At 56.2% G+C, this 26,076-nt stretch carries 22 protein-coding genes and 5 tRNA genes; 8 read left to right on the forward strand and 19 right to left on the reverse strand.

What is annotated here, in order from left to right; all coding sequences use genetic code 11:
• Window positions 1-81: 81 nt before the first annotated feature.
• The 6 genes from OR573_02805 to OR573_02830 form a co-directional block, all read right to left on the reverse strand.
• Window positions 82-4,023: a PAS-domain containing protein gene (locus OR573_02805; protein XGA80607.1), complete on the reverse strand. Its 3,942-nt coding sequence runs from the start codon at window positions 4,021-4,023 to the stop codon at window positions 82-84.
• A gap of 146 nt (window positions 4,024-4,169) precedes the next feature.
• Window positions 4,170-4,598 (reverse strand): transcriptional regulator, encoded by a 429-nt coding sequence (locus OR573_02810; GenBank protein ID XGA80608.1) that lies wholly within the window; start codon window positions 4,596-4,598, stop codon window positions 4,170-4,172.
• Between the two features lie 18 nt (window positions 4,599-4,616).
• On the reverse strand, window positions 4,617-4,907 hold the full coding sequence (locus OR573_02815; protein XGA80609.1) for a type II toxin-antitoxin system HigB family toxin: 291 nt from the start codon (window positions 4,905-4,907) through the stop codon (window positions 4,617-4,619).
• 148 nt (window positions 4,908-5,055) lie between these two features.
• Window positions 5,056-5,571, reverse strand: a complete 516-nt coding sequence (locus OR573_02820; GenBank protein ID XGA80610.1) for a hypothetical protein — start codon at window positions 5,569-5,571, stop codon at window positions 5,056-5,058.
• A 178-nt stretch (window positions 5,572-5,749) separates the two neighbouring features.
• Complete coding sequence (locus OR573_02825; GenBank protein XGA80611.1) at window positions 5,750-7,546, reverse strand: cation acetate symporter; 1,797 nt, start codon at window positions 7,544-7,546, stop codon at window positions 5,750-5,752.
• Window positions 7,547-7,552: 6 nt separating this feature from the next.
• Window positions 7,553-7,813, reverse strand: coding sequence for a DUF4212 domain-containing protein (locus OR573_02830; protein XGA80612.1), 261 nt, complete (start codon window positions 7,811-7,813; stop codon window positions 7,553-7,555).
• A 699-nt stretch (window positions 7,814-8,512) separates the two neighbouring features.
• Between OR573_02830 and OR573_02835 the strand changes: the two genes are divergently transcribed.
• Both OR573_02835 and ttcA read left to right on the forward strand, forming a co-directional pair.
• Complete coding sequence (locus tag OR573_02835; GenBank protein XGA80613.1) at window positions 8,513-10,330, forward strand: DUF294 nucleotidyltransferase-like domain-containing protein; 1,818 nt, start codon at window positions 8,513-8,515, stop codon at window positions 10,328-10,330.
• Window positions 10,331-10,458: 128 nt separating this feature from the next.
• Window positions 10,459-11,376: a tRNA 2-thiocytidine(32) synthetase TtcA gene (gene ttcA / locus OR573_02840; protein XGA80614.1), complete on the forward strand. Its 918-nt coding sequence runs from the start codon at window positions 10,459-10,461 to the stop codon at window positions 11,374-11,376.
• Window position 11,377: 1 nt separating this feature from the next.
• Here ttcA and fnr read toward each other — a convergent pair whose 3' ends face one another.
• From fnr to ccoN, 11 genes are all read right to left on the reverse strand, one after another.
• Complete coding sequence (fnr, locus tag OR573_02845; GenBank protein XGA80615.1) at window positions 11,378-12,124, reverse strand: fumarate/nitrate reduction transcriptional regulator Fnr; 747 nt, start codon at window positions 12,122-12,124, stop codon at window positions 11,378-11,380.
• A 77-nt stretch (window positions 12,125-12,201) separates the two neighbouring features.
• The gene (gene hemN, locus OR573_02850) at window positions 12,202-13,632 is read right to left on the reverse strand and encodes an oxygen-independent coproporphyrinogen III oxidase (protein ID XGA80616.1); all 1,431 of its coding nucleotides are present in this window, start codon (window positions 13,630-13,632) and stop codon (window positions 12,202-12,204) included.
• A gap of 173 nt (window positions 13,633-13,805) precedes the next feature.
• Window positions 13,806-14,501 carry a sulfite exporter TauE/SafE family protein gene (locus OR573_02855; protein ID XGA80617.1) on the reverse strand — a complete coding sequence of 232 codons (696 nt, stop codon included), beginning with the start codon at window positions 14,499-14,501 and terminating at the stop codon, window positions 13,806-13,808.
• Window positions 14,498-14,734, reverse strand: a complete 237-nt coding sequence (ccoS, locus tag OR573_02860; protein XGA80618.1) for a cbb3-type cytochrome oxidase assembly protein CcoS — start codon at window positions 14,732-14,734, stop codon at window positions 14,498-14,500. The genes OR573_02855 and ccoS overlap by 4 nt, the downstream gene beginning before the upstream one ends.
• Window positions 14,731-17,184, reverse strand: a complete 2,454-nt coding sequence (locus tag OR573_02865; protein XGA80619.1) for a heavy metal translocating P-type ATPase — start codon at window positions 17,182-17,184, stop codon at window positions 14,731-14,733. Before OR573_02865 ends, ccoS begins: the two co-directional genes overlap by 4 nt.
• Window positions 17,184-17,708, reverse strand: a complete 525-nt coding sequence (locus OR573_02870; protein ID XGA80620.1) for a FixH family protein — start codon at window positions 17,706-17,708, stop codon at window positions 17,184-17,186. The genes OR573_02865 and OR573_02870 overlap by 1 nt, the downstream gene beginning before the upstream one ends.
• Window positions 17,709-17,712: 4 nt before the next feature.
• Window positions 17,713-19,152 carry a cytochrome c oxidase accessory protein CcoG gene (ccoG, locus tag OR573_02875; protein ID XGA80621.1) on the reverse strand — a complete coding sequence of 480 codons (1,440 nt, stop codon included), beginning with the start codon at window positions 19,150-19,152 and terminating at the stop codon, window positions 17,713-17,715.
• Between the two features lie 276 nt (window positions 19,153-19,428).
• Window positions 19,429-20,358 carry a cytochrome-c oxidase, cbb3-type subunit III gene (ccoP, locus tag OR573_02880; protein XGA80622.1) on the reverse strand — a complete coding sequence of 310 codons (930 nt, stop codon included), beginning with the start codon at window positions 20,356-20,358 and terminating at the stop codon, window positions 19,429-19,431.
• Window positions 20,355-20,573, reverse strand: a complete 219-nt coding sequence (locus OR573_02885) for a cbb3-type cytochrome c oxidase subunit 3 (protein XGA80623.1) — start codon at window positions 20,571-20,573, stop codon at window positions 20,355-20,357. Before OR573_02885 ends, ccoP begins: the two co-directional genes overlap by 4 nt.
• Before the next feature lie 3 nt (window positions 20,574-20,576).
• Entirely contained in the window at window positions 20,577-21,185 is a 609-nt protein-coding gene (gene ccoO / locus OR573_02890; protein ID XGA80624.1) for a cytochrome-c oxidase, cbb3-type subunit II, read from the reverse strand.
• Window positions 21,186-21,203: 18 nt separating this feature from the next.
• Window positions 21,204-22,631 carry a cytochrome-c oxidase, cbb3-type subunit I gene (gene ccoN / locus OR573_02895; GenBank protein ID XGA80625.1) on the reverse strand — a complete coding sequence of 476 codons (1,428 nt, stop codon included), beginning with the start codon at window positions 22,629-22,631 and terminating at the stop codon, window positions 21,204-21,206.
• Window positions 22,632-22,886: 255 nt separating this feature from the next.
• Between ccoN and OR573_02900 the strand changes: the two genes are divergently transcribed.
• From OR573_02900 to OR573_02925, 6 genes are all read left to right on the forward strand, one after another.
• Window positions 22,887-23,537 carry an alpha/beta fold hydrolase gene (locus tag OR573_02900; GenBank protein ID XGA80626.1) on the forward strand — a complete coding sequence of 217 codons (651 nt, stop codon included), beginning with the start codon at window positions 22,887-22,889 and terminating at the stop codon, window positions 23,535-23,537.
• 121 nt (window positions 23,538-23,658) lie between these two features.
• Window positions 23,659-23,734 (forward strand) — tRNA-Val (locus tag OR573_02905).
• Between the two features lie 69 nt (window positions 23,735-23,803).
• Window positions 23,804-23,880 (forward strand) — tRNA-Asp (locus OR573_02910).
• Between the two features lie 48 nt (window positions 23,881-23,928).
• A tRNA-Asp gene (locus OR573_02915) sits at window positions 23,929-24,005 on the forward strand.
• Window positions 24,006-24,054: 49 nt separating this feature from the next.
• Window positions 24,055-24,130 (forward strand) — tRNA-Val (locus tag OR573_02920).
• Between the two features lie 59 nt (window positions 24,131-24,189).
• A tRNA-Asp gene (locus OR573_02925) sits at window positions 24,190-24,266 on the forward strand.
• 89 nt (window positions 24,267-24,355) lie between these two features.
• Here OR573_02925 and OR573_02930 read toward each other — a convergent pair.
• Complete coding sequence (locus tag OR573_02930; GenBank protein XGA80627.1) at window positions 24,356-24,754, reverse strand: heme-binding protein; 399 nt, start codon at window positions 24,752-24,754, stop codon at window positions 24,356-24,358.
• 89 nt (window positions 24,755-24,843) lie between these two features.
• Complete coding sequence (gene glcF, locus OR573_02935) at window positions 24,844-26,076, reverse strand: glycolate oxidase subunit GlcF (GenBank protein XGA80628.1); 1,233 nt, start codon at window positions 26,074-26,076, stop codon at window positions 24,844-24,846.

A 26,076-nucleotide genomic window follows, 5' to 3' on the forward strand; every position in this document is an offset into this window, starting at 1 on the left:
CGATTCACGATTCACGATTCACGATTCACGATTCACGATTCACGATTCACGATTCACGATTCACGATTCACGATTCACAATTCACGCCTCACCCGCCCTGCTTGCCTGTAGCGTTCTGGTGAGTAGGGCGCGCAAGGCGGCGGGGCGTACCGGTTTGAGCAGTAGCTGGTAGCCTGCACGTTTAACTTCTTCAGCAACCGCCTCGGTACGGTCGGCGGTAATCACAATGCCGGGAACCGCGCCTTCCAGCCGCTCACTCAGAGCCTCAAGTGCCATCATGCCGGTCACTTCATTATCCAGATGGTAATCGGCCAGAATCGCATCCGGATCACCGTCCATGTTGCGCAAAATGGACTTGGCACCGCCGATACTGGTAGCGGTAAAGACTTCACACCCCCAGCCGCTCAACATGGCGCTCATACCTTCAAGAATCAGCGTTTCATTGTCGATACAGACGATACGTGTGCCTGAGAGCTTATTGCTGGCACGGCGCCGACTGGGTTCTTCGATGCTGCTCTGTTCGCGTGCGGCAACAACCGGCACGCTAACCGCAAAGACGGTACCCAGGCCGACTCGGGAACGCACCTTGATAGGGTGATCCAGCACACGGCTCATACGGTCAGCAATCGAAAGACCCAGCCCAAGCCCCTTTTCACTTTCTTTATGCCGAGAAGCCTGATCAAGGCGGCGGAATTCCTGGAATATCTCGGATAGCTTGGATTCCGGAATGCCAGGGCCGCTATCCCATACTTCTATGCTCAACCGGTCGCCATGACGGCGGCAGCCGAGTAGCACACGGCCTTCCTGAGTATAACGCAAGGCATTGGAGAGAAAGTTCTGCACAATGCGGCGTAGCATCTGGGGGTCGGAATCAACCCATTGCTGAGTGGATACCACATTCAGATCCAGGCCGCGATCTTCCGCCATGACATCGAATTCAGCCCGCAATGGCTGAAAAATATCGGCCAGGGCAAAATGGCTGCGCCGTGGGGTCAGGGCACCGGCATCCAGTTTGGAGATATCCAGGAGGGTGCTGAGTAGCTCTTCGGCCGCCTGCAGGGAATTATCGATATGATGGATAGTGCGCTGGGTGTTGTCGTCATGTTGACCCTGGATCAGTGCCGATGTAAACAGACGAGCCGCATTGAGCGGCTGCAGCAGGTCGTGGCTGGCAGCGGCCAGAAAACGGGTCTTGGACGCATTGGCATCTTCTGCCAGCTGCTTGGCCTGGCGTAGGGCCAGCTCAGCCTCGGCGCGTACCTGGTTTTCCTGGCGCAGGGCGGCATTGGCTTCGGAAAGCGCTTGGGTCCGCTCGCGCACCCGTTCTTCCAGGGTCTCGTTGGTTTCCTTGAGGGCGATTTCTGCCTGACGCCGCTCGGTAATATCCTGATACAGCGCAAAAAAGCCGAGTATCGATTGGCTATCGCCGAAGTGCGGCGTATAGGTCACCAGCATGTAATGCATGCTGTCATTGAACATTAAAGACACTTCAAAACTGACCCGCTCGCCGTTCAGGGCGCGCGCCACCCAGGGCGCGCGCTCCTCGGCCTGTTGCCGGGTGAGCACCTCGTCATTGCGCTTGCCAATCACGGCGTTGCGGTCAATTCCGAAGGCCTGTTCGTAGGCGCGATTGGTAAACAGGTAGCGGCATTCCTTATCGAAATAGGCGATCAGGGCCGGAACGTTATCGGTGTAGATACGGATATTGTTTTCCGAGCGGATCAAGGCTTCTTCGATCCGCTTCTGCTGAGTAATATCCTGATAGGTATACACAAAGCCGCCGCCCGGCATGGGGTTGCCCTGTACTTCCAGAACGCTGCCATCCTGGCGGTAACGCACGTAGCGGTGGGGTTGCCCATCGCGGATATTATCCAGCAGCAGCTGCACATGCTCTTCTGGGTCACCGGGGCCATATTCGCCGTTGTGAGCGTTGTAGCGGAAGATGCGATCAATAGGGGCGCCCACCCGTATCAGGTGGTCAGGAAAGCGGAACAGCTCCAGATAACGCTGGTTCCATACCACCAGGCGCAGGTTCTGGTCCACCACACTGATGCCTTGATTGATGTTCTCGATCGTCGCTTGCAAAAGGGCGCGGTTAAATTCGAGCACCTGGGAGGCTTCGTCGACGATGGAGATGACATCCGAAATACCAATGCCGCGCCCCTGCAAGGCTGAGTTGACGACGATGCGCGCCGAAGAGGCGCCCAATACCGAGGCTAGAAAACGCTCGGTGAACTGGATGATATCAATCGAGGCGCGGGTACTGTCTTCAAGCGGCTTGCCGGTACGCCGGGCGTAATCGTCAAAGGCGCGGGCGACCTGATTGGCACCGAGGAAACGCTCACACAGTACCTTGAGGTCCCCTACCGTGGTGGCGCCCGTCCAGGGACGGTTAACCGAAGTCTGGCGGGTTTCAACGCTATCGACAAACAACGAGGCCTGGATACGTTCAACCACCCGTTGAGAAGTCACCTGGGAAACAAAGATGTAGCAGAACAGGTTCACCCCGAGAGACAGCATGACACCGTGGGTGAAGGGGTCGCCAAGATTCAGGCCGAACAGAGCGGTGGGCGTTAGCCAGTGTTGGCTGAGGGGGCCGCCGAGCAGCCAGGCATCAGGTAACACGCCAGCATTGATCATGGCCGGCATCAAGAGACTGTAGGTCCAGATCATGAAACCGGCATTCATGCCGATAATCACCCCGAAACGGTTACCGCGCTTCCAGTACAAACCGCCAATCAGGGCAGGTGCAAACTGGGCCGCTGCGGCAAACGACAGCATGCCGATGGAGGCCAGTGAGGTAAATTCAGCAATTAGCTGGTAAAAGCCATAGCCCATACCCAGTACCGCGATAATGGTCAGACGCCTGGCACGTAGCACCAGGCGGCCATAGTCACGGGCCTTGGTATCAAACCAGCGCAGCCGGAACAGGGCGGGGATGACAATCTCGTTGGAAATCATGATCGAGACCGCCACAGCGGCCACAATCACCATGCCGGTGGAGGCCGAAAAACCGCCGATAAAAGTCAGCAGTGTCAGCCAGTCGTGGCCAGAGGCCATCGACAGGGCCAGCACATAGCTATCCGCCTCAATGTCACTATCACCAAACATCCACAAGCCAGCCGCCGCCAGGGGGACGACAAAGAAGGCAATCGCTACCAGATATAGGGGGAACAGCCAGCGCGCCTTGCGGGCATCGTCGCTGTGAGTGTTTTCCACCACGGCAACATGAAACTGGCGCGGCAGGCAGAGCACCGCCAGCATGGCCAGCAAGGTCTGCGCCCAGAAGCCCTGACCAAAATCCTGACTGGCCAGTTGGCGCTGCAGTTCAAGCTGGCTTTCGGCAAAATTCATCAGCTCGCCCAGGCCATCAAACATGCCCCAGGTGACGACGCTGCCCAGTACAACGAAGGCGAGAAGCTTGACCAGGGATTCAAAGGCAACGGCATGAATCAGCCCCTCGTGATGCTCCGTTGCATCGGTGTGGCGGGTGCCGAAGATAATCGCAAAGACGGCCATGACAATCGCCACGTAGAAGGCGGTATCGGTAAACAGGGGCGCCTTGGTTACATCGCCTGCATCGGTCAGGATGCTGAATGAGGTGGCAACGGCCTTAAGCTGCAGCGCGATATAGGGCAGGGTGCCAAACAGAGCCACCAGACTGGCAAACGCGGCCAGCGATTGGGCCTTGCCGTAGCGTGAGGCAATAAAGTCGGCAATTGAAGTGACATTCTGATGCTTGGCCACTCGGATCATCTTGGCCAGCACCGGCCAGAACAGCAGAAAGGTCAGAATGGGCCCGACAAAAATACTGGCAAACGACCAGCCATTGGTGGCCGCCTGGCCAACGGCACCATAAAACGTCCAGGAGGTGCAGTAGATCGCCAAGGCAAGGCTGTAAATAATAGGGCGTTTATGGCTAGCGCCATGGGTGCGGGCGCGCCGGTCACCATACCAGGCGATGCCAAACAGTACCGCGATATATGAAAGCGATACGGCAACCAGGAGTCCGCCGTGAAACATGTTATTTCCCCGCAATTACGAAAACAGGCGCCAGGCCGCTTGGAATTTAAGTATGGCCAGCTAGATATGCCCAGCACACAAGGATGCATTCTAACAGCGGTTAAGAAAGCCTGGTGTTATCAGGCTTCAATTTATCGGTGTCCAATTCAGATGCTGGCGAGCTTCTTCACAGGCTCTTTAAAAGAGTCGGTGGAAATCTTGAACCGTTCTGAAAGCTCACAGATCTGGCGCCAGTTTAATTTGCGATGGCCATTCAGGATTTCAGACACAACCGGTTGAGGACCCACTTCAGGCAGTTGGCTTTGGGATATCTGGTGCTCTTGCATCAAGTACCTAAGTACTTCGTTGGCTGGTGCATCAGGCATTGGGCGATGCTGCCTGTCGTAGGATTCAATGACATCTCCCAAGCGTTCTGCAAGACTAGCTAATGGGTGTGATTCATCATCTCCGATTAGGTCGAGAATCTCATCCAGAGCGTTCGCGCGAGCGTCATATTCCGCTTCTGTCGTTGGGTCGCTGAGCAAAGGGGCAAGGTAAGCCCAGTGTGTTGTCGCCTGTTCAACGAGTGCGTGCATACTGACTCCTTTTATTGCTTAGCTTTTTTTCCACTGACCCCTGTCATATTCGTCATGCGAAAGAATATGGCGGATGAATACCCTTTTGATATTGTAGTGAACGATAGCAATCAAGCGTAACTTATTGCCACCTATATCAAATACATGAAAATCCCCCACCTTGTCAGTCGCGGGGAAAATATTTTTCATGGCATTGAAATCCTTGGGGTCATTGAGCTTCATTAGCCGATACCATGAATCCAAGGCGGTGGCTGCTTTTGGGTACTTATCCTTTGCCTCCCAAATGCGCTTTTGTGTAATGATATGCATGCAACGCTATCCCTTTGCCTACAGTGCAGAATATATCAACTTGATATAATTGACAAGTTTATGCAATTTTGAAAGTTGACAAAGCTAATTGACATATTTTTGACGCTTTATTGTTAGATTTCATCAATCGCTTCTCTGCAGTAAGCCACTAGCGATCCCTTGGGCACACAGCCGTATAGATGCCTGAATCCTGGCGCAGGGTGCGGGTGGCCTGAGTGTCTGGCTCGCCGCTGTCATCCTCGATAGGCACCAGTTCGCGTGAGTCGCAATTAAGCACATAGCGCTGGGGGATAACGGTTTCTGTGTAGTGGCGCTCAAAGTGATAGAGCATAAAGTCAGCAACAGGTGTGGCGCCATCGCTTACACGCACGCTGTTACGGTCAACGACGGTAAACTCAGTGACCATCGGAAAGGCAAACGTCCAGGGGCGCCATATCGCACTGCTGGCCTGGCTTGAGACGACTTCGGCAGAAGGTGGCAACTGCTGTTGCTTGAGTTCAAACCAGCCGTATTCAGTCGAGATCTGATAGCCCAGCATGCCCAGGCCGCCAAACACAGGAATAATCCACTTGGGCAGGCGCTTGCCGCTGAGGGTGCGCAGGAAAAGACCGATACCTGCAGCCGCGAGGCCAGCAAATACGGCGGCGATCAAATGCCAAATCATAATAGGTAAATCCTTGAACTGAGGGGTATTGAGCTGTGGTTGGCTCATTATGCCAAAATATCAGCGTGGCAGGGGGGAAACGCAATCGGGCTTCCCAAGGGGAAGCCCGATGTGTGATCAACCCGAACGACTTACAGATACCTTGCTCGGGTTGATGGTGCTTGGGTCACTCTATGAATCAGTGATCCACTGCACCGCCAGCACCTTTCGGATAGCGTACGCTTTCCACCAGATCCTGGATTTCCTGCGGAGGCTCTGCGGTAGCGTTGGCTACCACGAAGGCTACTGCGAAGTTACAGATAGCGCCGATCGCACCGAAGGACAGCGGCGAGATGCCGAAGATCCAGTTATCCGGTGTGTTAGGCAGCATGTTGGTGCCAGGAATGAAGAACCAGCCCAGGTAGGTGAAGATGTACAGCAGGGTGGCAATCAGACCTGTCAGCATGCCGGCAACAGCACCGACGTTGTTGATGCGCTTGGAGAAGATACCCATCATCAGTACCGGAAAGAGTGATGCACCGGCAATACCGAAGGCCAGGGCCACGGTTTGTGCCGCAAACCCAGGTGGGTTAAGACCCAGATAAGTGGCGAGCAGGATGGCACCGGCCATCGAGATACGCGCTGCCAGCATCTCACCTTTTTCACTGATTTTTGGGTTGATCATGGTCTTGATCAAATCGTGGCTGATGGCGGAGGAAATCGCCAGCAACAGACCCGCTGCGGTTGAGAGTGCTGCTGCGATACCACCAGCGGCAATCAGACCGATAACCCAGGGTGGCAGGTTGGCAATTTCAGGGTTAGCCAGTACCAGGATGTCGTTGTTAACGTTCAGCTCGTTGCCGTTCCAGCCACGTGCTTCGGCCGTTTCAGCAAAGTCTTCGTTGCCTTCGTTGTAGATCTGGACGCGACCATCGTTATTCTTGTCTTCGAACGTGATCAGGCCGGTTTCTTCCCAGGTGCGAATCCACTGAGGGCGCTCTTCGTAAACCAGAGCGTTTTCAGCAGCGGCTTCGTAGTCTTCTACCTGACCCGCCATTTCTGGATAGACCGTGGTCGCCAGGTTCAGGCGCGCCATGGAGCCTACCGCAGGAGCTGTCAGGTAGAGCAGGGCGATGAAGACCAGTGCCCAGCCAGCGGACCAACGTGCATCAGCTACTTTGGGTACGGTGAAGAAGCGGATGATAACGTGGGGCAGACCTGCAGTACCGACCATCAGCGACAGCGTGAACAGCACCATGTTGAGCTTGTTATCCACGTCGGCCGTGTAGTCACGGAAGCCTAGCTCATTGATAACCTGATTAAGCTTCTCCAGCATCGGAATGCCCGATTCCGTGTGCGTGCTGAACATGCCGATGCCAGGAATGACAGTGTCTGTCAGCTGCAGCGAAATGAACACTGCCGGAATGGTATAGGCAATGATCAGTACCACGTACTGGGCTACCTGAGTGTAGGTAATGCCTTTCATGCCACCGAATACGGCGTACAGGAAGACGATCAGTGCTGCTATCCAGATACCCCAAGTGTTGGAGACTTCAAGGAAACGCGAGAAAGCAACCCCGGCACCGGTCATCTGACCGATAACATAGGTGACTGACGCGACGATCAGACAGATAACCGCTACCAGACGCGCGGTACGGCTGTAGAAACGGTCGCCGATAAAATCGGGTACCGTGAACTTGCCGAACTTACGCAGGTAAGGGGCCAGCAGCATGGCCAGGATGACGTAGCCGCCTGTCCAACCCATCAGGAAGGTTGAGTTGGCGTAGCCGCCGGAGGCCAGAAGACCGGCCATGGAAATAAACGAAGCCGCTGACATCCAGTCAGCCGCAGTTGCCATGCCGTTGGTGATCGGGTGAACACCGCCACCGGCAACGTAGAAGTCCTTTGTTGAGCCTGCACGCGCCCATATCGCAATACCGATATAGAGAGCGAACGAGGCCCCGACAAACAGAAGGTTGATTGCAAACTGACTCATATTGGCTTACTCCCCCAGGCCAAATTTTTCATCGAGCTTGTTCATCTTCCACGCGTAGAAGAAGATGATCCCGATGAAAGTAAGGATGGAACCTTGCTGGGCGAACCAGAAGCCAAGATCCGTGCCCCCTACTGGAATACCCGCCAGGAGCGGACGAAACAGAATAGCGCAGCCATATGACACGAATGCCCAGACAACGAGACATCCGACGATGGTACGGACGTTCGCTTTCCAGTATTCAGCAGCATTAGATTTATCATCTGCCATTGTGTTGCTCTCCACTTGTGGTTTTATAGGTTTGGAAAGTTAACCCATAGCGTTTGGCCCATCAGGGCAATCGCACGTTGGGCGTCACTCAAGTTGATATCCCACATGTCTGTTTTTCCGGAAAACGCTGACCCTTTATGCTTGCAGTGTCGTCGTGAGCGGGAAAATCAGGTCGCTGTAGCATGTGAAAATAGCGTGTAACGTGCGTTTACCCTGAATGACTCAAGAACATAGTGGGCAATAACGCATGAAAATAAATCCCAGACTTTGGTATCAAAACACTGGCGGTTTTAAGGGGTTGTTTTTAATTGTCTGATTTTATTGGTTTTTATATGTTTTTAGGTGGTTTTTAGGGGTGCCTTTCAGGCTATGGGACAATAGTCTAGAAGGCCTCAAAATCACTGTTTTGGACGTTGATAGAGCGATTTGGAGTCTTCTGTTTTAATATTAGCGGATGCTTGGGAGTCGCTTTGACCTCTCCTGTATGATGCTTTGTGTCATTATTGTTGTACAGCTTGGATATACTGCAACAGTAAGCTAATACTTTATATTGGAGTTTGTTGACGTTTTATAGCAGCAGTGAGGCAATGCCAGCTGACTCTGATTTCCAGGGCGACTCTCGCTACAGCCAATTCGCAGTGGATTGCTGAATGGCCGGGTGTTACGACGTTTAATACGCCAATCAATGAGGTGACCATTATGGTCGAAGTGGATCTGACGCAACCCCCTTTTAACATGCTCGACGAGACGGGCCGTGAGCAGGTGCGTCATAGTATGGATATGGTGTATTACGATCGTGATGAGATCATTCTGGAAACAGGCCAGACGGGGGAGTATGTTTTTCTGATCCACAAGGGGGAAGTGGCAGAAGTCGACCCTACTTTGCCTTCCTCATCCTCCAGGATCGGCCACTATACGGCGGGCGATCTGTTTGGCGCTATCAGCATCCTGAATGGGAAAAGCCGTTACCGCTTTATCGCTGAACAGGAGTGCCTGTGCCATTTATTGCCCAAGGCGCTGTTTGAGCAGTTATGCCGTGATTACCCTGATTTCAGCGATTTTTTCCGTCAGACCCTGGCGCATAAAGCCCGCCTGATGACAGAAAAGCGCGCTGAAGGCGGGGTAACCATGGCGGGTTTCATGCTGGCCCAGGCCAAGGAGTGCATGCGCGAGCCGGTGATGATGGAGGCCAATACCGATATTACCGACGCGGTAAAGCAGCTGAACGAGCGCCATGCCGATAGCGTTCTGGTCATGCATGACGGCGCACCCGGCATGGTCACCAAGACGGATCTGTTGAATGCCCTGGTCATGGATGGACGGGAACAGAGCAGCCCAGTGGTGGATATTGCCCACTTCTCCCTGGTCACCGTGACGCCGCAACAATACCTGTTTGAAGCCCTGGTGCTGATGACCCGCCACAAGGTGTCTCGAGTGGTGGTGGTTGAGCGCGACCAGGTGAAAGGCGTGGTTGAGCTGACTGATGTGCTCAGCTACTTCTCCAGCCGCAGCTATGTGGTCAGCCTGCAGGTCGAGCAGGCCAATGACCTGGAGACTCTGGCAGCGGCCAGCCAGCGCACCCCTGAGCTGGTCAAGGCGCTGATGGCTCAAGGGGTCAAGCTACGCTTTGCCATGGATCTGCTGGCGGCATTGAACGGGCGGATTATCAGTAAGGCATGGCAGTTTACCGTTGACGAGCGTTTTCATGCCGATAGCTGCCTGATGGTGATGGGCAGCGAAGGGCGCGGCGAGCAGATTCTGAAAACCGATCAGGACAATGGCCTGATCCTGGAAGATCATCTGGAATGGCCTGAAGTAGCAGACGATATGCAACGCCTGACGGAGACCCTGATCAAGCTGGGTTATCCCCCCTGCCCGGGGAATATCATGGTTTCCAATCCAGAGTGGGTCGGCACGGTCAGCCAGTGGCAGCGGCGGATTGCCCGCTGGGTTGAGGCGCGTGATGGGGACAGCCTGATGAAGCTGGCGATCATGCTTGATGCCCATGCGGTTGCTGGCAATCCGGCACTGCTTGAGCGGGTGCGCAGCACCCTGTTTGAAGCCGGTGCCAAGGATGAATTACTGCTTTCCTACTTTGCCCGCACCACGCTGCGCTTCTCCACTCCGCTGACCCTGTTTGGCTCCTTGAAGAAGCCTCAGCACGGCATTGATATCAAAAAAGGCGGTATCTTTCCCATTGTGCATGGTGTGCGCACCATGGCGCTGGAACGCGGCATACTGGCCACATCGACCCTCGACCGACTGGATGCCCTGGTTGAGGATGGCCGTCTTAAACGTCGCTTTGCAGACGACCTGGGGGAAGCATTGGCGCTGTTTACCGAATTACGCCTGAAGCAGCAGCTGGAGGAGGGCGAATCGAACGTCAGCAAGCGCTCCGACCGGGTTGTGGTGCAGGAGCTTTCCTCGCTGGAACGTGACCTGATGCGTGAAGCCCTGCATATCGTCAAGGATCTCAAGCAGCGTCTGTCTCACCGCTATCATCTTGAGTATTCGTAAGCAGGCATTATGGTTTCGGGCCGTCGGCAGTAAGGGAGATAAGCTGTTAGAATGCGCGGTTTGAAATAGCCGTTGAATTCTTTTTTTGCTGCAGCACGACTGTCTGGGCCCTGTTTATGTCAACCATCATGTCTTCACCACAAGCGGTCAATGCCGCTGTTGACCATCTCGATCCCGCGCCGAGCGGAACTTCCTCGAGCCATACGGCAGCACAGGCGCGACAAAAACGCGAATTCGACAAGCTGCAAAAGCGCCTGCGTCGCTGCGTCGGCCATGCCATTATTGATTACCGGATGATTGAAGAAGGTGACAAGGTGATGGTGTGCCTATCTGGTGGCAAGGACAGTTACACCCTGCTGGAGATTCTGCGCAACCTGCAGCGTAATGCGCCGGTGAACTTTTCGCTCGTGGCGGTCAATCTGGATCAGAAACAGCCGGGCTTTCCTGAGCACGTGCTGCCCGCATATCTGGATAAACTTGGCGTTGACTACCATATCCTTGAACGCGATACCTACTCGGTGGTCAAGGAAAAAACGCCGGAAGGCAAGACTACCTGTGCACTTTGTTCAAGGCTACGGCGTGGTTCCCTGTACGGGTTTGCCGAACAGATCGGCGCCAACAAGGTGGCACTGGGACATCACCGTGAAGACATTCTGGAAACCCTGTTTTTGAACATGTTCTTTGGCGGCAGCCTGAAAGCCATGCCACCCAAGCTGTTATCAGATGATGGCAAGAATATTGTCATCCGTCCCCTGGCTTACTGCAAGGAAGCGGATATTGCCGAGTTTGCCCGCCAGATGGAATTCCCGATCATTCCCTGCAATCTATGCGGCTCGCAGCCCAATATGCAGCGCCAGGTGGTCAAGGAAATGCTGGCCGAGTGGAATCAAAAACACCCAGGGCGACTGGAAAGCATGTTCAAAGCGGTAACCAACGTGGCCCCGTCTCAGCTCGCCGATCGACAGCTATTTGATTTTGCAGGGCTGGAAGCCAAACAGGCCGACCAGATGGCCGACCGTATTCATGCCTTTGAAGTGGGTTCCTGACTCAACTGGCGTCTTCGATTTCTTCTTCGGCCAGGGTCAACAGCAGCGGCATATCGAGGATATTCACTTCCCGGCCGGAAACGGCAACAACGCCCTGGCTCTGGAAACGGCTTAGAATGCGGCTGACGGTTTCTACCGCCAGCCCCAGATAATTGCCGATATCCGCCCGGGCCATGGAAAGCCGGAAGCTGTAGGGGGAATAACCGCGGCGGCGGAAGCGCTCAGACAGCGTGACCAAAAAAGTGGCCAGGCGCTGGTCGGCAGTCTTGCGCGAAAGAAGCCGCATCATGCGCCTATCATCGCGTAACTCCTTACTCATGCTGCGGTATAGCTGGCCGCGTAATTCCGGCAATTCTTCAGAGAGCAGATCCAGGCGGTCAAAAGGGATCTCGCATACCGTGGTGGTTTCCAGCGCCACCACGCTGCCCGGATAATGTCGCTCATCAATCCCGTCTAGCCCGACCAATTCGCTGGGCAGGTAGAAGTTGGTCAGCTGGTCGGTGCCACTGCCCTCGGTCGTCAACTGTTTGAGGCTGCCGGAACGCACCGCGAACACGCTGGTAAAACGGTCTCCCTGACGAAACAAAGGCTCACCCTTTTTCAGCGGCGCACGACGACGGATGATGGCATCAAACTGGCCCATGTCATCCAGCTCAAGGGCCAGGGGCAGACACAGCGAGCTGAGGCTGCATGTCTGGCAGCGGGCCTCATTGAGCCGGGCTCGCCGACGGCTCATTAGTTCCGGCATGTGCTCCTCCTTGGAAAGATAATTTATCCATTATGCGAGCAAGAGCACACCGCCGACAAGGGTGTTAAGAAAGAGTGTTAAACAATCCTGGAATAACGCTGGGTGGTATCGCCAGGCAGATGAGCATCAAAGGCCATGGCCAGATGACGGATCAGCAGCCGTCCGATGGGCGTGGCGCGCAGAAGGTCGCCGTTGTGCTCCACCAAACCATCACGCAGCGCACCCTGTAAACGTTCCAGGGTGGCGGCGAAGTAGCGCGGCGCATCAATATTCCAGCGTTTGCCTACGTCTGCCAGATCAATCTGCATATCGCACATCAGGCGCTCAATCACATCACGGCGAATCAGGTCATCAGTGCTCAGGCGTAGCCCCTTGACCGTGGCCAGCTGACCCTGATCCAGCGCCTGCTCATAGCTTGCCAGGTCAGTCGGGTTCTGGGCATAGACATCATTGACCCGCGAAATGGCCGAAACGCCCAGGCCCACCAGATCACACTGGGCATGGCTTGAATAACCCTGGAAGTTGCGCTGCAAGGTGCCTTCGCGCTGAGCAATGGCCAGGCTGTCATCCGGGCGGGCAAAGTGATCCATGCCGATATGCACATAGCCTGCGCTGGTCAGCATATCAATGGTGGTGTGCAGGATATCCAGCTTCTCTTCGGCGCTTGGCAGGTCGCTTTCATTGATGCGTCGCTGCGGCGCGAAGCGCTGAGGCATGTGGGCGTAATTGAATACTGATAAACGTGCCGGGTTAAGATCAATCACCTGACGCAGGGTATCGGCAAACCCCGCCTGGGTCTGGTGAGGCAAGCCGTAGATAAGATCAAGATTCAGTGAGCGAAAGCCCAACCGATGGGCTTCATCCATCAGGGTTTCCGTCAGCACTCGAGGCTGGACGCGGTTGATGGCTTTCTGTACCACAGGGTCAAGATCCTGCACGCCCAAGCTGATGCGGTTAAACCCTAGTGATTGCAGATGGCGCAGGGTGAACACATCCGCCTCGCGGGGGTCGATCTCGATGGCATAGTCGCGGCTGGGTGATGATGACAGACCAAAGCGCGCATCCAGGCGATCAATGACGTCACTCATCTGGCTCAGGGTCAGAAAGGTTGGCGTACCGCCGCCCCAGTGCAGCTGTTCAACGTTGCGTGTGGTATCCAGGTGCTGGGAAGTCAGTACCATCTCACGGTCGAGGCGTGACAGATAAGGCTCAGCCAGGGCAGTGTTTTTGGTGGCAATCTTGTTGCAGGCGCAATAGAAGCAGATCTTGCGGCAAAAAGGCACGTGGACGTAAAGCGATAGCGGCCGTTGGGTGGCGTTGCTGCGCTCCAGCGCTGCGGTAAAATCAGCGGCACCAAACTGGTCGTGAAACGACAGGGCCGTTGGGTAAGAGGTATAGCGTGGCCCGCTTTTATCGTAGCGACGCAACAGCGTTTCATCCCATACCGGGTTGTCTGGCGGCGCCGCTCTGTTAGCGGTTGAAGTAGCAGCGAGAGCGTGAACGGCCATGAAGGAACTCCAGTACTGAGTGAACAAGGATTAAATCCCATCCTACTCCTGGTGAACCTGGCAAGAATTGAGCTGCGTCAAGGAAGCATGGATGTGGCTGAAAAGCCGGCTTGGCAGGGGCTGTGTGGCCAAGGGTCAGTGAATGATGCTGTCAGTTCAATGACCCTATCAGTTCAATGACTATAGGATACTGTCAGATCATAAAGCTGCCACAGCGCAAAAGCGATGATGCTCAGCGCGGCGATGCTGCGCGTGGCGGGGTGGCGAATCAGCCCGCTCAGCTGGCGGGCCGCAATCCCGGTGGCCAGCAGTGCGGGCAGGGTGCCAAGCCCAAAGGCGCCCATCAACAGCGCGCCTTCCAGCGGGTCGGCAATCGCCAGGCTCCAGGCCAGCATGGAATAGACCAGACCGCAGGGCAGCCAGCCCCAAACGGCGCCCAGGGCAAAAGCCTGGGGGAGCTTGACCACCGGCATCAGGCGCCGCCCAAAAGGCTCAATATACTTCCAGACGCGTCGCCCCACGGCTTCTACCTTGAGTAAGCCCTTCCACCAGTTGGCAATATACAAAGCCATCAGAATCAGCATGACAGCGGCAAATGCCTGCAGCGCCATGCCGGCGCTAGGAGATAACGAAAGCAGGGTGCCCAGAGCCGCCACGATGGCACCGGCGATCATATAGCTCAGAATGCGGCCCAGGTTGTAGCTCAGCAAAAGCCCGCCAAGGCGCGCTGGCTGACGCATGCTGGGCGGCACGGCAAAGGTCAGGGCGCTCATGATGCCGCCGCACATACCAATACAGTGAGCGCCTCCCATCAAGCCAAAAATGAACGCTGCCAGCATGGGGGGCAGATCAAAGCCAGTGGGGTTCATGGTTGTTCACTGTCGTCGTGTGACTTGCGGGCGGCACTTTTCTTATCGCGTGCCTGCTGGCGCCGCTGGCGTTCTTCCGGGGCCAGGTCGTTTTCATCCTCATCAAACAGAATGCGATGGGCAGGCCCTTCCAGGTCGTCAAACTGATCGTGCTTGACCGCCCAGAAAAACGCCCAGACGGCCAGCCCCAGCAGAATAAGCGACAGTGGAATGAGCAGATATAAAATGGTCATGCGGATACCGTTTTGGGGGTGGGGGTCGAAATAGCCGCTGGCCGACGGCTTTTCCAGCGGGTCAGGCGTAGCGCATTACCAACCACCACCAGAGAGCTGAATGACATGCCCAGCGCGGCTAGCCAGGGCGGCACCAGCCCAAGGGCGGCCAGTGGTAGGGCCGTAAAGTTGTAGCACACCGACCAGATCATGTTCTGGCGCATGATACGCCGGGTCGCCCGCGAGATGTCAACGGCATCGGCAATGCGCAGCAGGCGCGGGTTGAGCAGCACCGCATCGGCACGGGTGCGCGCCAGGTCAGTGGCGCCGTTCATGGCAATGGCAACATCAGCGCCCGCCAGCACGGGGACGTCATTGATGCCGTCACCCACCATCACTACGCATTCGCCCTTTCCCTGCAGGGCCTGAAGGTGGGCAAGCTTGCCTTCGGGGCTGGCGCCTGCCTGCCAGGTATCGATGCCAAGCTGCTTGGCAAGTTCCCTGACCGTTGCGGTCGTGTCACCGGACAGCAGCTCAACGGCAATGCCGTTGGCTTTCAGGGCGGCAATGGTGTCGCCGGCATCATCGCGCACGCCGTCATACAGGCGAAACCAGGCCCTGGGCGCGGCGTTCTCGCTGAGCAGCAGCCACTGGCCCGGGCCGGGAGCGGTTGGCGTGGCCTCCTGACAGGCAAAGGCGGGCTTGCCCAGCCGCCAGAGGGCGCCATTCAGAGAGCCTTCAAGCCCCTGGCCGGTGAGGCTGCGCAGGCCAGTGGCCTTAAGAGTCGCATTCCGGTAAGGGCGAAAAGCGCGGGCAATCGGGTGTTCGGAGCGTGACTCCAGCGCGGCGGCAATCGCTCTGGCGCGCTCGGCATCCAGAGTATCGCTGCACAGGCGCGTCTCGGTCAGCTGCATTTCGCCGCGGGTCAGGGTGCCGGTCTTGTCGAAAATCACCCGGGTGGCGCTGGAAAGCGACTCCAGAGCATCCGCGCGAGTAATCAGCACGCCGCGTTGTCGCAACTGGCCGTGCCCGGCGGTCAGGGCGGTGGGGGTGGCCAGCGCCAGGGCGCAAGGGCAGGTAACCACCAGCACGGACAGCATCACCCAAAGCACCCGTGACGGGTCGATCCACCACCAGACGGCGGTGACGCAGACGGTGACCACCAGCAGGCGCAGGACAAACAGATGCGCCATACGCGCAGCCATCTGGGCCAGGCGTGGGCGGCTGGCAAAGGCGCGGTCGGTCAGATCGACAATGCTGGCCACACGGGCATCGTTACCGGCATGGGTGACCCGCATGACCAAGGGGTTTTCCATGTTCTGGCTGCCGCCGACAATGCGCTCGCCCGTCTGGCGGGTCACCGGCAGGTATTCGCCGGTCAGCATGGATTCATCCAGGCTGGAGTCACCTTCTTCAATAATGCCGTCAGCCGGAACGCCATGGCCGGGCTTGATCAGTACCCGGTCGCCTTCGCGCAGTTCGCTGGCGGGCAGAATGCGCTCGCTGCCGTCTGCTTCCAGACGAGTGGCGGATACTGGTAGCACGCTGCTGAGCGCATTACCGCTCTGACCGTTGCGGCGTCGGGCGCGGGCCTCGATATAGCGGCTGAACAGCAGGAAGAAGGTGAACATGGCGACTGAGTCAAAATACACCTCGCCGACATTGAAGATCACCGCGTAGGCGCTGGCGGCATAAGCACAGCCAATCGCCAGTGATACCGGTACATCCATGCCCAGTACGCCGGTTCTGAGGTCGCGCAGGGCATTGTGAAAGAACGGCTGGGCGGAGAAAAACACTACCGGTGTGGCAAGGGCAAAGGACAGCCAGTGAAACAGCACGTAAAAATCTTCCGACATGCCGTCTGCCCCGGCGACATAGATCGGAATGGAAAACATCATCACCTGCATCATGCCAACGGCGGCAATGATTAGGCGGCGTACATTCATGCGCTCTTCTTTCTGCAGGCGTAACTGGGCCTGATCCGGCTCATAGGGCTGGGCGGTGTAGCCAATCGCCGCCAGTTCAGCCAACAGTTGGGAAAGCTGGATGATTTCTGGGTCCCAGCTGATACGCACACGATGGTGGGTCAGGTTGACGGCGCTACTGGCAACCCCTTCCAAGGCATTGAGGCGATGCTCGATCAGCCAGGCGCAGGCCGCACAGGTAATTCCATCGACCGCCAGGGTGGCGCGTACATGGCCTTCATCGCCGTCAGGATGAACGAACTTGGCCTGCAGGCCGGGGTCGTCGAACACCTGCCAGGTATCCGCATTGGCGGCCTGGCGGTCATCCGGGCGTTCAGGGAGTTCGGTGCGATAGCGGTAGTAGCTTTCAAGGCCACCCTCAATGATGGCATGGGCCACGGCTTCACAGCCGGGGCAACATAGAGAGTGGGAAGTGTCGTCAATCTCGATACGCCAAGGTGCCCCGTCGGGCACCGGGTTGCCGCAGTGGTAACAGGTGTCGGCCATCAGCTCTCCGAGCGGCCTCCAGGACGCAGCACAATACTGTCTTCAGTCGGGAAGGTGGCTTCACCGATCAGCCGCCATTCGGCATCATCCTGCTCAAGCTCGGGCTGAATCTGCAAATACCAGCGATAGCGCAGATTGTCTGGGCCTTGCGTGATGTAGCGGCCATTGCGAACATGCTCAAGCACAAAGGTCTGGTCGCGGTCATTTTCAGTCGGGAAGATCAGGCTCAGGTAAAGCTCGTCCGGGCGAACATCGCCGCTTAGATCCACCACGATATCGCTGGTCAGCGGGTCGAGACGCATATCGGCGACCAGATTGAGTTCACGGGCGCGCTCCTGTTTGGCAAGCACCATGTTGATGGCCTTGCCGTGCTCGTAGTAATCCTCCTGAACCACCATGCCGTCGAAGCTTTTGATCGAGACGACGGCAAAGGTGGTACTGACAATAATCGACGAGAACAGCAGGCCGAGAAGAAACCACGGCCAGAACTGCTTGTACCACGGTGTCACCGGAGTGGATGACATTGCACTATCTCCTGAGTTCGCCAATAAAGCGTGTGTCGCGTTCCAATCGGATGCTGTCATCCAGCTCGGACTCGATAGTCAGCACGATGTCATGGCTGGGCTGTTGGATGGCGTCACCATCAGCGGTAACAGTGACGACCGTTGAGCGTGATTCACCTGCCGGAACGCTGATGCTTTGCTGGTCAAGGGTCAGCCCGGAAAGGCCAGAAGCGCTGAGCTGGTAGGTGTGATCACGTTTGTCCAGGTTACGCACTATCAGGTTATAGACATTGCTGATCTGACCGTCGCGGGTGACCTGATACAGTTCAGTGCGCTCGCGTTCTGCTTCAAAATTGAGCGGCATGCGGTCATTCACTGCCCAGGCAAAGGCACCTACCATTACTAACAGGGCCGCTAGATAACCGATCAAACGCGGACGAAGGATATGAGTGGGCTTACCTTCCAGGGCATTTTCGGTAGTGTAGCGAATCAGGCCACGCGGATAGCCCATCTTGTCCATGACGCTATCGCAGGCGTCAATGCAGGCAGCACAAGAGATGCATTCATACTGTAAGCCATCGCGAATATCGATCCCTGTTGGGCAAACCTGTACGCACAGGTCGCAGTCGATGCAGTCCCCGTGGCCTTCCGCCCGGGCCTGCTCATGGCTGAGGCTGCGCTTGCGCCTACCACGCGGTTCACCGCGGGCGGTATCGTAAGAGACGATCAGTGTATCACGGTCAAACATGACGGATTGAAAACGCGCGTAGGGGCACATGTAAATGCACACCTGCTCGCGTAGCCAGCCAGCATTGAGATAGGTAAATACGGTAAAGAAACCTACCCAGAAATATGACCAGCCGTGGGCTTGCAGGGTGGCCAGGTCAGGCATCAGCTCACGGATGGGGGTGAAATAACCCACAAAGGTAGCGCCTGTCGCGAAGGCGATCAAAAGCCAGGCTATGTGCTTGAGGGTTTTGCGGCGCAGTTTCTCACCTGTCAGCGGTTGGTTGTCGAGCTTGATGCGCTTGTTGCGCGGCCCTTCAATGCGGTGCTCAAGCCAGATGAACAGAAATGTCCATACGCTCTGGGGGCAAGTGTAGCCACACCAGACACGCCCGGCGAACACGGTAATAAAAAACAGCCCGAAGGCGCAGATAATCAATAACCACGAGAGAAGGACAAATTCCTGCGGGTAGAAGGTGCCAAAAAAGATATGGAATTCCCGGCTTGGCAGATCAAACCAGATGGCCGGTCTGTCGCCGATATTGATCCAGGGTAACAGGAAGAACGCCAGCATCAGTGCCCAGTTGGCGCTGCGTCTGAGTTTTTGAAAGAAGCCCTTTATTTCACGCACATAGATATGTTTTCGCTGGGCATACATGTCCTGGGTGACGGCTTCACCTTGGGCGCCGTGATGATCGGCTTGCCGAGGGGTAACGTCTTTACTGGGTATCTTTTCCATGGCAATTTTGCGGCTCGAAGAGGCGGGAGATTGGCAACCGCCCGAAAATGGCGGAACGTGTCTGGGCGTTAGTGCACCAACAGACGCGATCTGACTCACTACGCGTTATTCATGACCTACAATTCACTACTCACTACTCACTACTCACTACTCACTACTCACTACTCACTACCTACTCACGATCTACGCATCAGTTTAAGGCAGATACTGTCAAAAAAGGGTGCGGCTTCAAGCCGCACCCTTCAATATCAACAGCTTATAGCTAAGTTATAGCAATTAGTTGCTAAATCTTAGGCTGTAGACATAAGCGGCTACCAGATGAACGCGCTCTTCACCAATGTAGGCGGTCTGAGATGGCATGTGCCCGTTACGTCCATTGCGCAGCGTCTGGCGAATGGAGTCGGCAACGGTCTGGCCCTGAGCCAGATACAGCCAGATATCGTTCGTCAGGTTAGGCGCACCCAAGGCAATATTCCCTGTACCTTGAGGCGTATGGCAGGCAGCACAGACCGACATAAAGGTGCTTTCACCCTGTTCGGCCCGTTCGGCGTCATGCTCAAGGTCAGACAGCGACAGAACATACTGGGTCAGGTTCTCGATGTTTTCTTCCCCCAGCTGCTGCCAGGCAGGCATCAGACCATTACGACCGTTGTTCAGCGTCATCATGATATTTTCAGGCTCGCCGCCATACAACCAGTCATCGTCGGTCAGGTTGGGGAAGCCGTAGCCGCCCTGAGCATTGGAGCCATGGCAGACCGCACAGTTGTTGAGGTAGATACGCTCAGCGACCTGCATGGCGTCCGCGTCCTTTGCCAGTTCAGGAATCGGAACTTCCTGATACTGGGCAAAGATAGGCGTGAAGCGCTCTTCGGCGCGGGCGACTTCCTCTTCCCACTGGCCTTCCTGAGACCAGCCCAGAACCCCGGCAAAGTTACCCAGGCCCGGGTAGAGCACCAGATAGCCCAATGAGAAGATAACGGTACCGACAAACAGCTGGAACCACCACTTCGGTAGTGCGTTATCGTACTCTTCGATACCGTCAGCCGCATGGCCGGTGGTCTCGACATTACCCTCAGCGTCCGGCTGTTTATCGGTGCGCCGGTTAGCAAACAGCAGCCAGGCGCTAAGCGCGATCGTGCCTAGTGTGATAACGATGATCCAGGCGCTCCAGAAGCCAGGCAAGGAGTCGCCCCATAGATTATTCATGTATTTTTATCTCCCCTGTCGTGGCGGGAATCTGCTTCATCCCCGGATGCAGCAGGCTTGTCACGGGACGGTTGCTCATCATCATCGGCGAAGGGCAGGTTGGCCGCTTCCTCGAAGTCTGGTTTACGTCGCTTGGAATAGGCCCACCAGGTGATGCCCAGAAAAGCGATGATTAATATCAGCGTGATGAGGCCGCGAAAAGTTCCCGTATCCATAGCTTAGCGAGTGCCCTCAAGCACGGTTCCCAGTTGCTGTAAGAAAGCGATCAGTGCAGTGATTTCCTGAGTTCCATTGACCTCGGCAGTCGCGTTGGCGATCTGCTCATCGGTATAGGGAACGCCCAGGCTTTGGAGCGCACGCATCTTGGCCGGTGTATCTTCGCCATCCAACCGGTTTGAAAACAGCCATGGGTAGGCAGGCATGATGGACTCTGGCACAACGTCGCGCGGGTTATACATATGCGCACGGTGCCAGTCGTCGCTGTAACGGCCGCCTACACGTGCCAGGTCAGGCCCGGTACGCTTGGAACCCCACAGGAAGTTATGGTCATAGACAGACTCGCCCGCCACGCTGTAGTGGCCGTAGCGCTCGGTCTCAGCGCGGAAGGGGCGAACCATTTGCGAGTGACAGCTGACACAGCCTTCACGGCGGTAGATGTCACGTCCTTCCAGTTCTAGGGCGGTGAGGGGCTCCAGCCCCTCGACCGGCTCAGTGGTCTGTTTCTGGAAAAACAGTGGAACAACCTCAGCCAGGCCGCCGAAACTGATTGCAACCAAAATCAGTACGGCAAGCAGGCCAACGTTCTTTTCAACGATATCGTGTTTCATTGGTCTCAACTTCCCCGGTTAAGCGGCTTGTGGCATCGGCTGCTGGCTGACAGCTTCGCTACGTTTAACCGTCTGGTAGACATTGTAGGCCATGATCAGCATGCCGGTGACCCAGAACAAACCACCAATCAAGCGTACGAAGTAACCTGGCGCACTTGCCTCAACGGCTTCAACAAAGGTGTACATCAAGGTGCCGTCCGCGTTGATGGCACGCCACATCAGGCCCTGCAGAATACCGTTTACCCACATGGAGGCGATGTACAGCACGGTGCCGATGGTGGCCAGCCAGAAGTGCACGGCAATCAGGTTGACGGAGTGCATTTCAGTGCGGCCGAACAGACGCGGGATCAGGTGGTACATGGAGCCGATAGTGATCATGGCGACCCAGCCAAGCGCGCCGGAGTGTACGTGACCAATGGTCCAGTCGGTGTAGTGCGACAGAGCGTTGACGGTCTTGATCGCCATCATCGGGCCTTCAAAGGTCGACATGCCATAGAAGGACAGGGCAACCACCAGGAAGCGCAGGGTCGGATCGGTGCGCAGCTTATGCCAGGCGCCGGAGAGGGTCATCATGCCGTTGATCATGCCGCCCCAGGAAGGTGCCAGCAGAATGATCGACATCACCATGCCCAGTGACTGCGCCCAGTTAGGCAATGCAGTGTAGTGCAGGTGGTGGGGGCCAGCCCACATGTAGACCATGATCAGTGCCCAGAAATGCACGATCGACAGGCGGTAGGAATAGACCGGACGTTCAGCCTGCTTGGGAACGAAGTAGTACATCATGCCCAAAAAGCCTGCAGTCAGGAAGAAGCCTACAGCATTGTGCCCATACCACCACTGCACCATGGCATCAATCGTGCCCGCATAGATGGAGGTTGAGTACATCGGAGTAACGGGGATGGCCGCATTATTGACGATATGCAGCACCGCTACCGTCAGGATGAAGGCAGCAAAGAACCAGTTCGCCACATAGATATGCGAGGTTTTACGCTGTTTGATGGTCATCAGGAAGACCAGGGCGTAAGTGACCCATACAATGGCGATCAGGATGTTGATCGGCCACTCCAGCTCGGCATATTCCTTGGTAGTGGTATAGCCCAACGGAAGTGACACAACGGCAGAAACAATCACTGCCTGCCAACCCCAGAACGTAAAGGCCGCGAGCTTGTCAGAAAAGAGTCTCGTCTGACAGGTTCGCTGCACCACGTAATATGAGGTGGCAAAAAGTGCCGAGCCGCCAAAGGCGAAGATTACGGCATTGGTATGAAGAGGACGCAGGCGCCCAAAGCTAGTCCAAGGTAAGCCAAGGTTCAGTTCCGGCCATACCAGCTGTGCGGCAAGAATGACGCCAAGCGTCATGCCTATGATGCCCCACACAACAGTCATGATCGCGAACTGCCGAACTACCTTGTAGTTGTAGGTCGGGTGTTCTAGTGCTGTGCTCATTTCATGTTCCCATCGAACGCGGTTAGGGGGTAACCCAGTGCTATTTTGCCTGGATGCGACCGCCCGCTTGATGACGCAGGTCAAGATCCATTAAAGATTTTAACGCAGCAGGCGCCCAAGCTGAACAAGCCAATTGTTTAAGCTGGCGGTATGAGAGTGAATCACATGCCATATTATGCCCAACAGGGTTATGTTGAAATTAATTTTGATTTGTTTGTATCCACAATGCAGGCAGGCGCCTGCGGGCGGTTTTACGTGGATAATCATACACCCGTTACCCTGCAGGGGGTGCCAAAGAAGGGCTGTCTGCTGTTTGCCCATGGTGCTGGAGCGGGGCAGGAGTCTGATTTTATGCGGCAATTTGCCACATCAGCTGCCCAGGCCGGTATCCAGCTGATGACCTTTGATTTTACCTACATGCAACGCATGAACATTGAAGGCCGTCGACGCCCGCCCGCTAAAATTGAGCAGCTCGTCACAGAAATGTCAGCCTGGTATGGGTCACTCTTTGCGGCGACTGATCAACCCATCTGGGTGGGTGGCAAATCGATGGGCGGTCGAGTGGCCAGCCTGCTGGCGGCTCAGCGCCAGGTGCCTGGCGTGATTATCGCGGGATATCCGTTTCATCCGCCACGCTCACCCGATAAGCTCAGGTTGGCACATTGGGGAGACGTCTCTGCGCCGAATCTTATTATTCAGGGCGAGCGTGATCCGTTTGGCCGCCGTGATGAAGTGGCTGCCTATTCGCTGCCCGCGAATGCGAAAGTTGAATGGCTGGCAACGGGCGATCACGACTTCAACCCCCTGCGTGCCAGTGGATGGGATCAAAGCGCACTGATTCAGCAGGCGACTCGGAAAGCCGCGGATTTCATGCTGACACACCGTGATGTTAATGGGGTGTGCTAATGGGTGCGAGCATAAGAAACGGCCCAAGCAGTGCGCTCTTTTCAAAGCCGAATAAAAAAGTTGCCAATTCATTGTTGACTTCCCCCGGCGCTTAGGTAGAATGCAGCGCCACGTGACCAGCGGGTGGTTAGCTCAGTTGGGAGAGCACCAGCCTTACAAGCTGGGGGTCACTGGTTCGAACCCAGTACCACCCACCACGCCTTAAAAAGCGTTATATGGCCACGTGAAAAAGCATCTTGTTGTTAGTAATGCGATAGATAGTATGCGGACCGGTAGTTCAGTTGGTTAGAATGCCGGCCTGTCACGCCGGAGGTCGCGAGTTCGAGTCTCGTCCGGTCCGCCATTATCATCACAAAGTTTTCATTATAGATGTTTATTATTGTCGTTCAGTGGACCGGTAGTTCAGTTGGTTAGAATGCCGGCCTGTCACGCCGGAGGTCGCGAGTTCGAGTCTCGTCCGGTCCGCCACGATAATGAGATGCATTACCTGTAAAATTAAGTTAGTATGTTGGCACTTGGGTGGTTAGCTCAGTTGGGAGAGCACCAGCCTTACAAGCTGGGGGTCACTGGTTCGAACCCAGTACCACCCACCATTTACCAAAAAGTCGTTTGGTATGTGGAAAAAAGCAAAAGATAGATCGCACTTAGATGCGGACCGGTAGTTCAGTTGGTTAGAATGCCGGCCTGTCACGCCGGAGGTCGCGAGTTCGAGTCTCGTCCGGTCCGCCATTAAGTGATACCAGCAACGCTGGATAGATTCCTGAAAAACCCGGGTCATTGGCCCGGGTTTTTTGCGTCTGTCGATCATAGTACGTCGTTCAGAGCACGCTGACGGCAGCCTTGGCAACCTGCACATCCTGATCAGGCTTGACGCCGGAGATGCCTACAGCGCCCACTACCTGGCCGTCAACGATGATGGGTACACCGCCTGACAGCAGTGCCTGCATGGGCGCAGATACAAAGGCCGTACGGCCACCGTTGATCATCTCTTCAAATACCTGGGTTTCCTTGCGCCCTATGGCGGCGCTACGCGCCTTGTTGGCCGCTACATCCGCAGTAAAGGGCGCAGCACCATCCAGGCGGCGCAAGGCCAGCAGATGGCCGCCATCATCGGTAACCGCCACGGTAATCGCCCAGTTTTCGCGTTCGGCTTCCCGTTGGGCAGCATCCAGTACCTTGGCAACATCATCCTGGGTTAATACAGCTTTGCTTTGCATGGTGATTTCTCTTGGGTGGGTGATAAGTGAATGGTTGATCAAAAAGTGGGTGATCAACCAAACAGTGATGAGCTGGGCGGTAGCCGCGCTTAGCCAAGCGCGGCATCGACCACTTCAATCCAATGACGAACCGGGGTGCGGTTAGCGCCTGCCAGATGGGTCTGACAACCGATATTGGCGGTGACAATCATTTCCGGGTTGCCTGCTTCCAGTGCGTCAAGCTTGTTATTGCGCAATTCGGTGGCAAGTTCAGGCTGGGTAATTGAGTAGGTGCCTGCCGAGCCGCAGCACAGGTGAGCATCCTGAACCGGCGTCAGTTCAAAACCGAGCTGGGTCAGTACGCCTTCTACGGCACCGTTAAGCTTCTGTGCGTGTTGTAGGGTGCAAGGGCAGTGGAAGGCGAGGCGTTGGTCTGTCTTGACGCTGAGCTCATCCAGCGGCTCTTCGCGCAGCACTTCCACCAGATCTTTTGCCAACTCGCTAATACGCTCGGCCTTTGCCGCGTAGTCCGGGTCATCCTTGAGCATTTCGCCATACTCTTTAACGAAGGCGCCGCAGCCGCTCGCGGTTTGCACAATGGCTTCGGCGCCCTGTTCAACCTGGGGCCACCAGGCATCAATATTGGCGCGGATGCGTTCCCGCCCGTCGTCCTGGGCGTTAAGGTGGAAGTCGATAGCGCCGCAGCAACCGGCTTCTGTCGCAGGCGTGATGCTGATTCCGAGGCGGTCGAGGACGCGGGCAGTGGCAGCATTGGTGTTCGGCGACAAGCCGGGTTGCACGCAGCCTTCGAGCATCAGCATGCGGCGCGAATGAGTCGTAGCCGAAGGACGTGCCCCGGCATCAAGGGGCGCGGGGGGCATCTTGTCGCGCAGCTTGCCGGGCACCAGTGGCTTGAAGGTCTGGCCAAGCTTGAGCAGGGCAGAAAAGCGCTTGGGCTCGACCAGCATCTTGCGTAACGCATAGCGCTGGGCGCGTTCTGCCGCTGGGCGCGGGACGCGGCGTTCAATTTCAGCGCGGCCGATATCCAGCAGTTTGTGGTACTCCACCCCAGACGGGCAGGTGGTTTCACAGTTGCGGCAGGTCAGGCAGCGGTCAAGGTGAAGCCGGGTTTCCTCGGTGACCTGGTCATCGTCATCCTGGCTTTCGAGCAGTTCCTTCATCAGGTAGATGCGCCCGCGCGGGCCATCACGCTCGTCACCGAGTATCTGGTAGGTTGGGCAGGTCGCGTTACAGAAGCCGCAGTGAACGCAGCTGCGTAAGATACGTTCCGCTTCCTGAATATGCGGCTTCTGGCGGTCTGCGTCGGTAAAATGCGTCTGCAT

Source organism: Halomonas sp. CH40 (assembly GCA_041875495.1).
Lineage (GTDB): Bacteria > Pseudomonadota > Gammaproteobacteria > Pseudomonadales > Halomonadaceae > Vreelandella.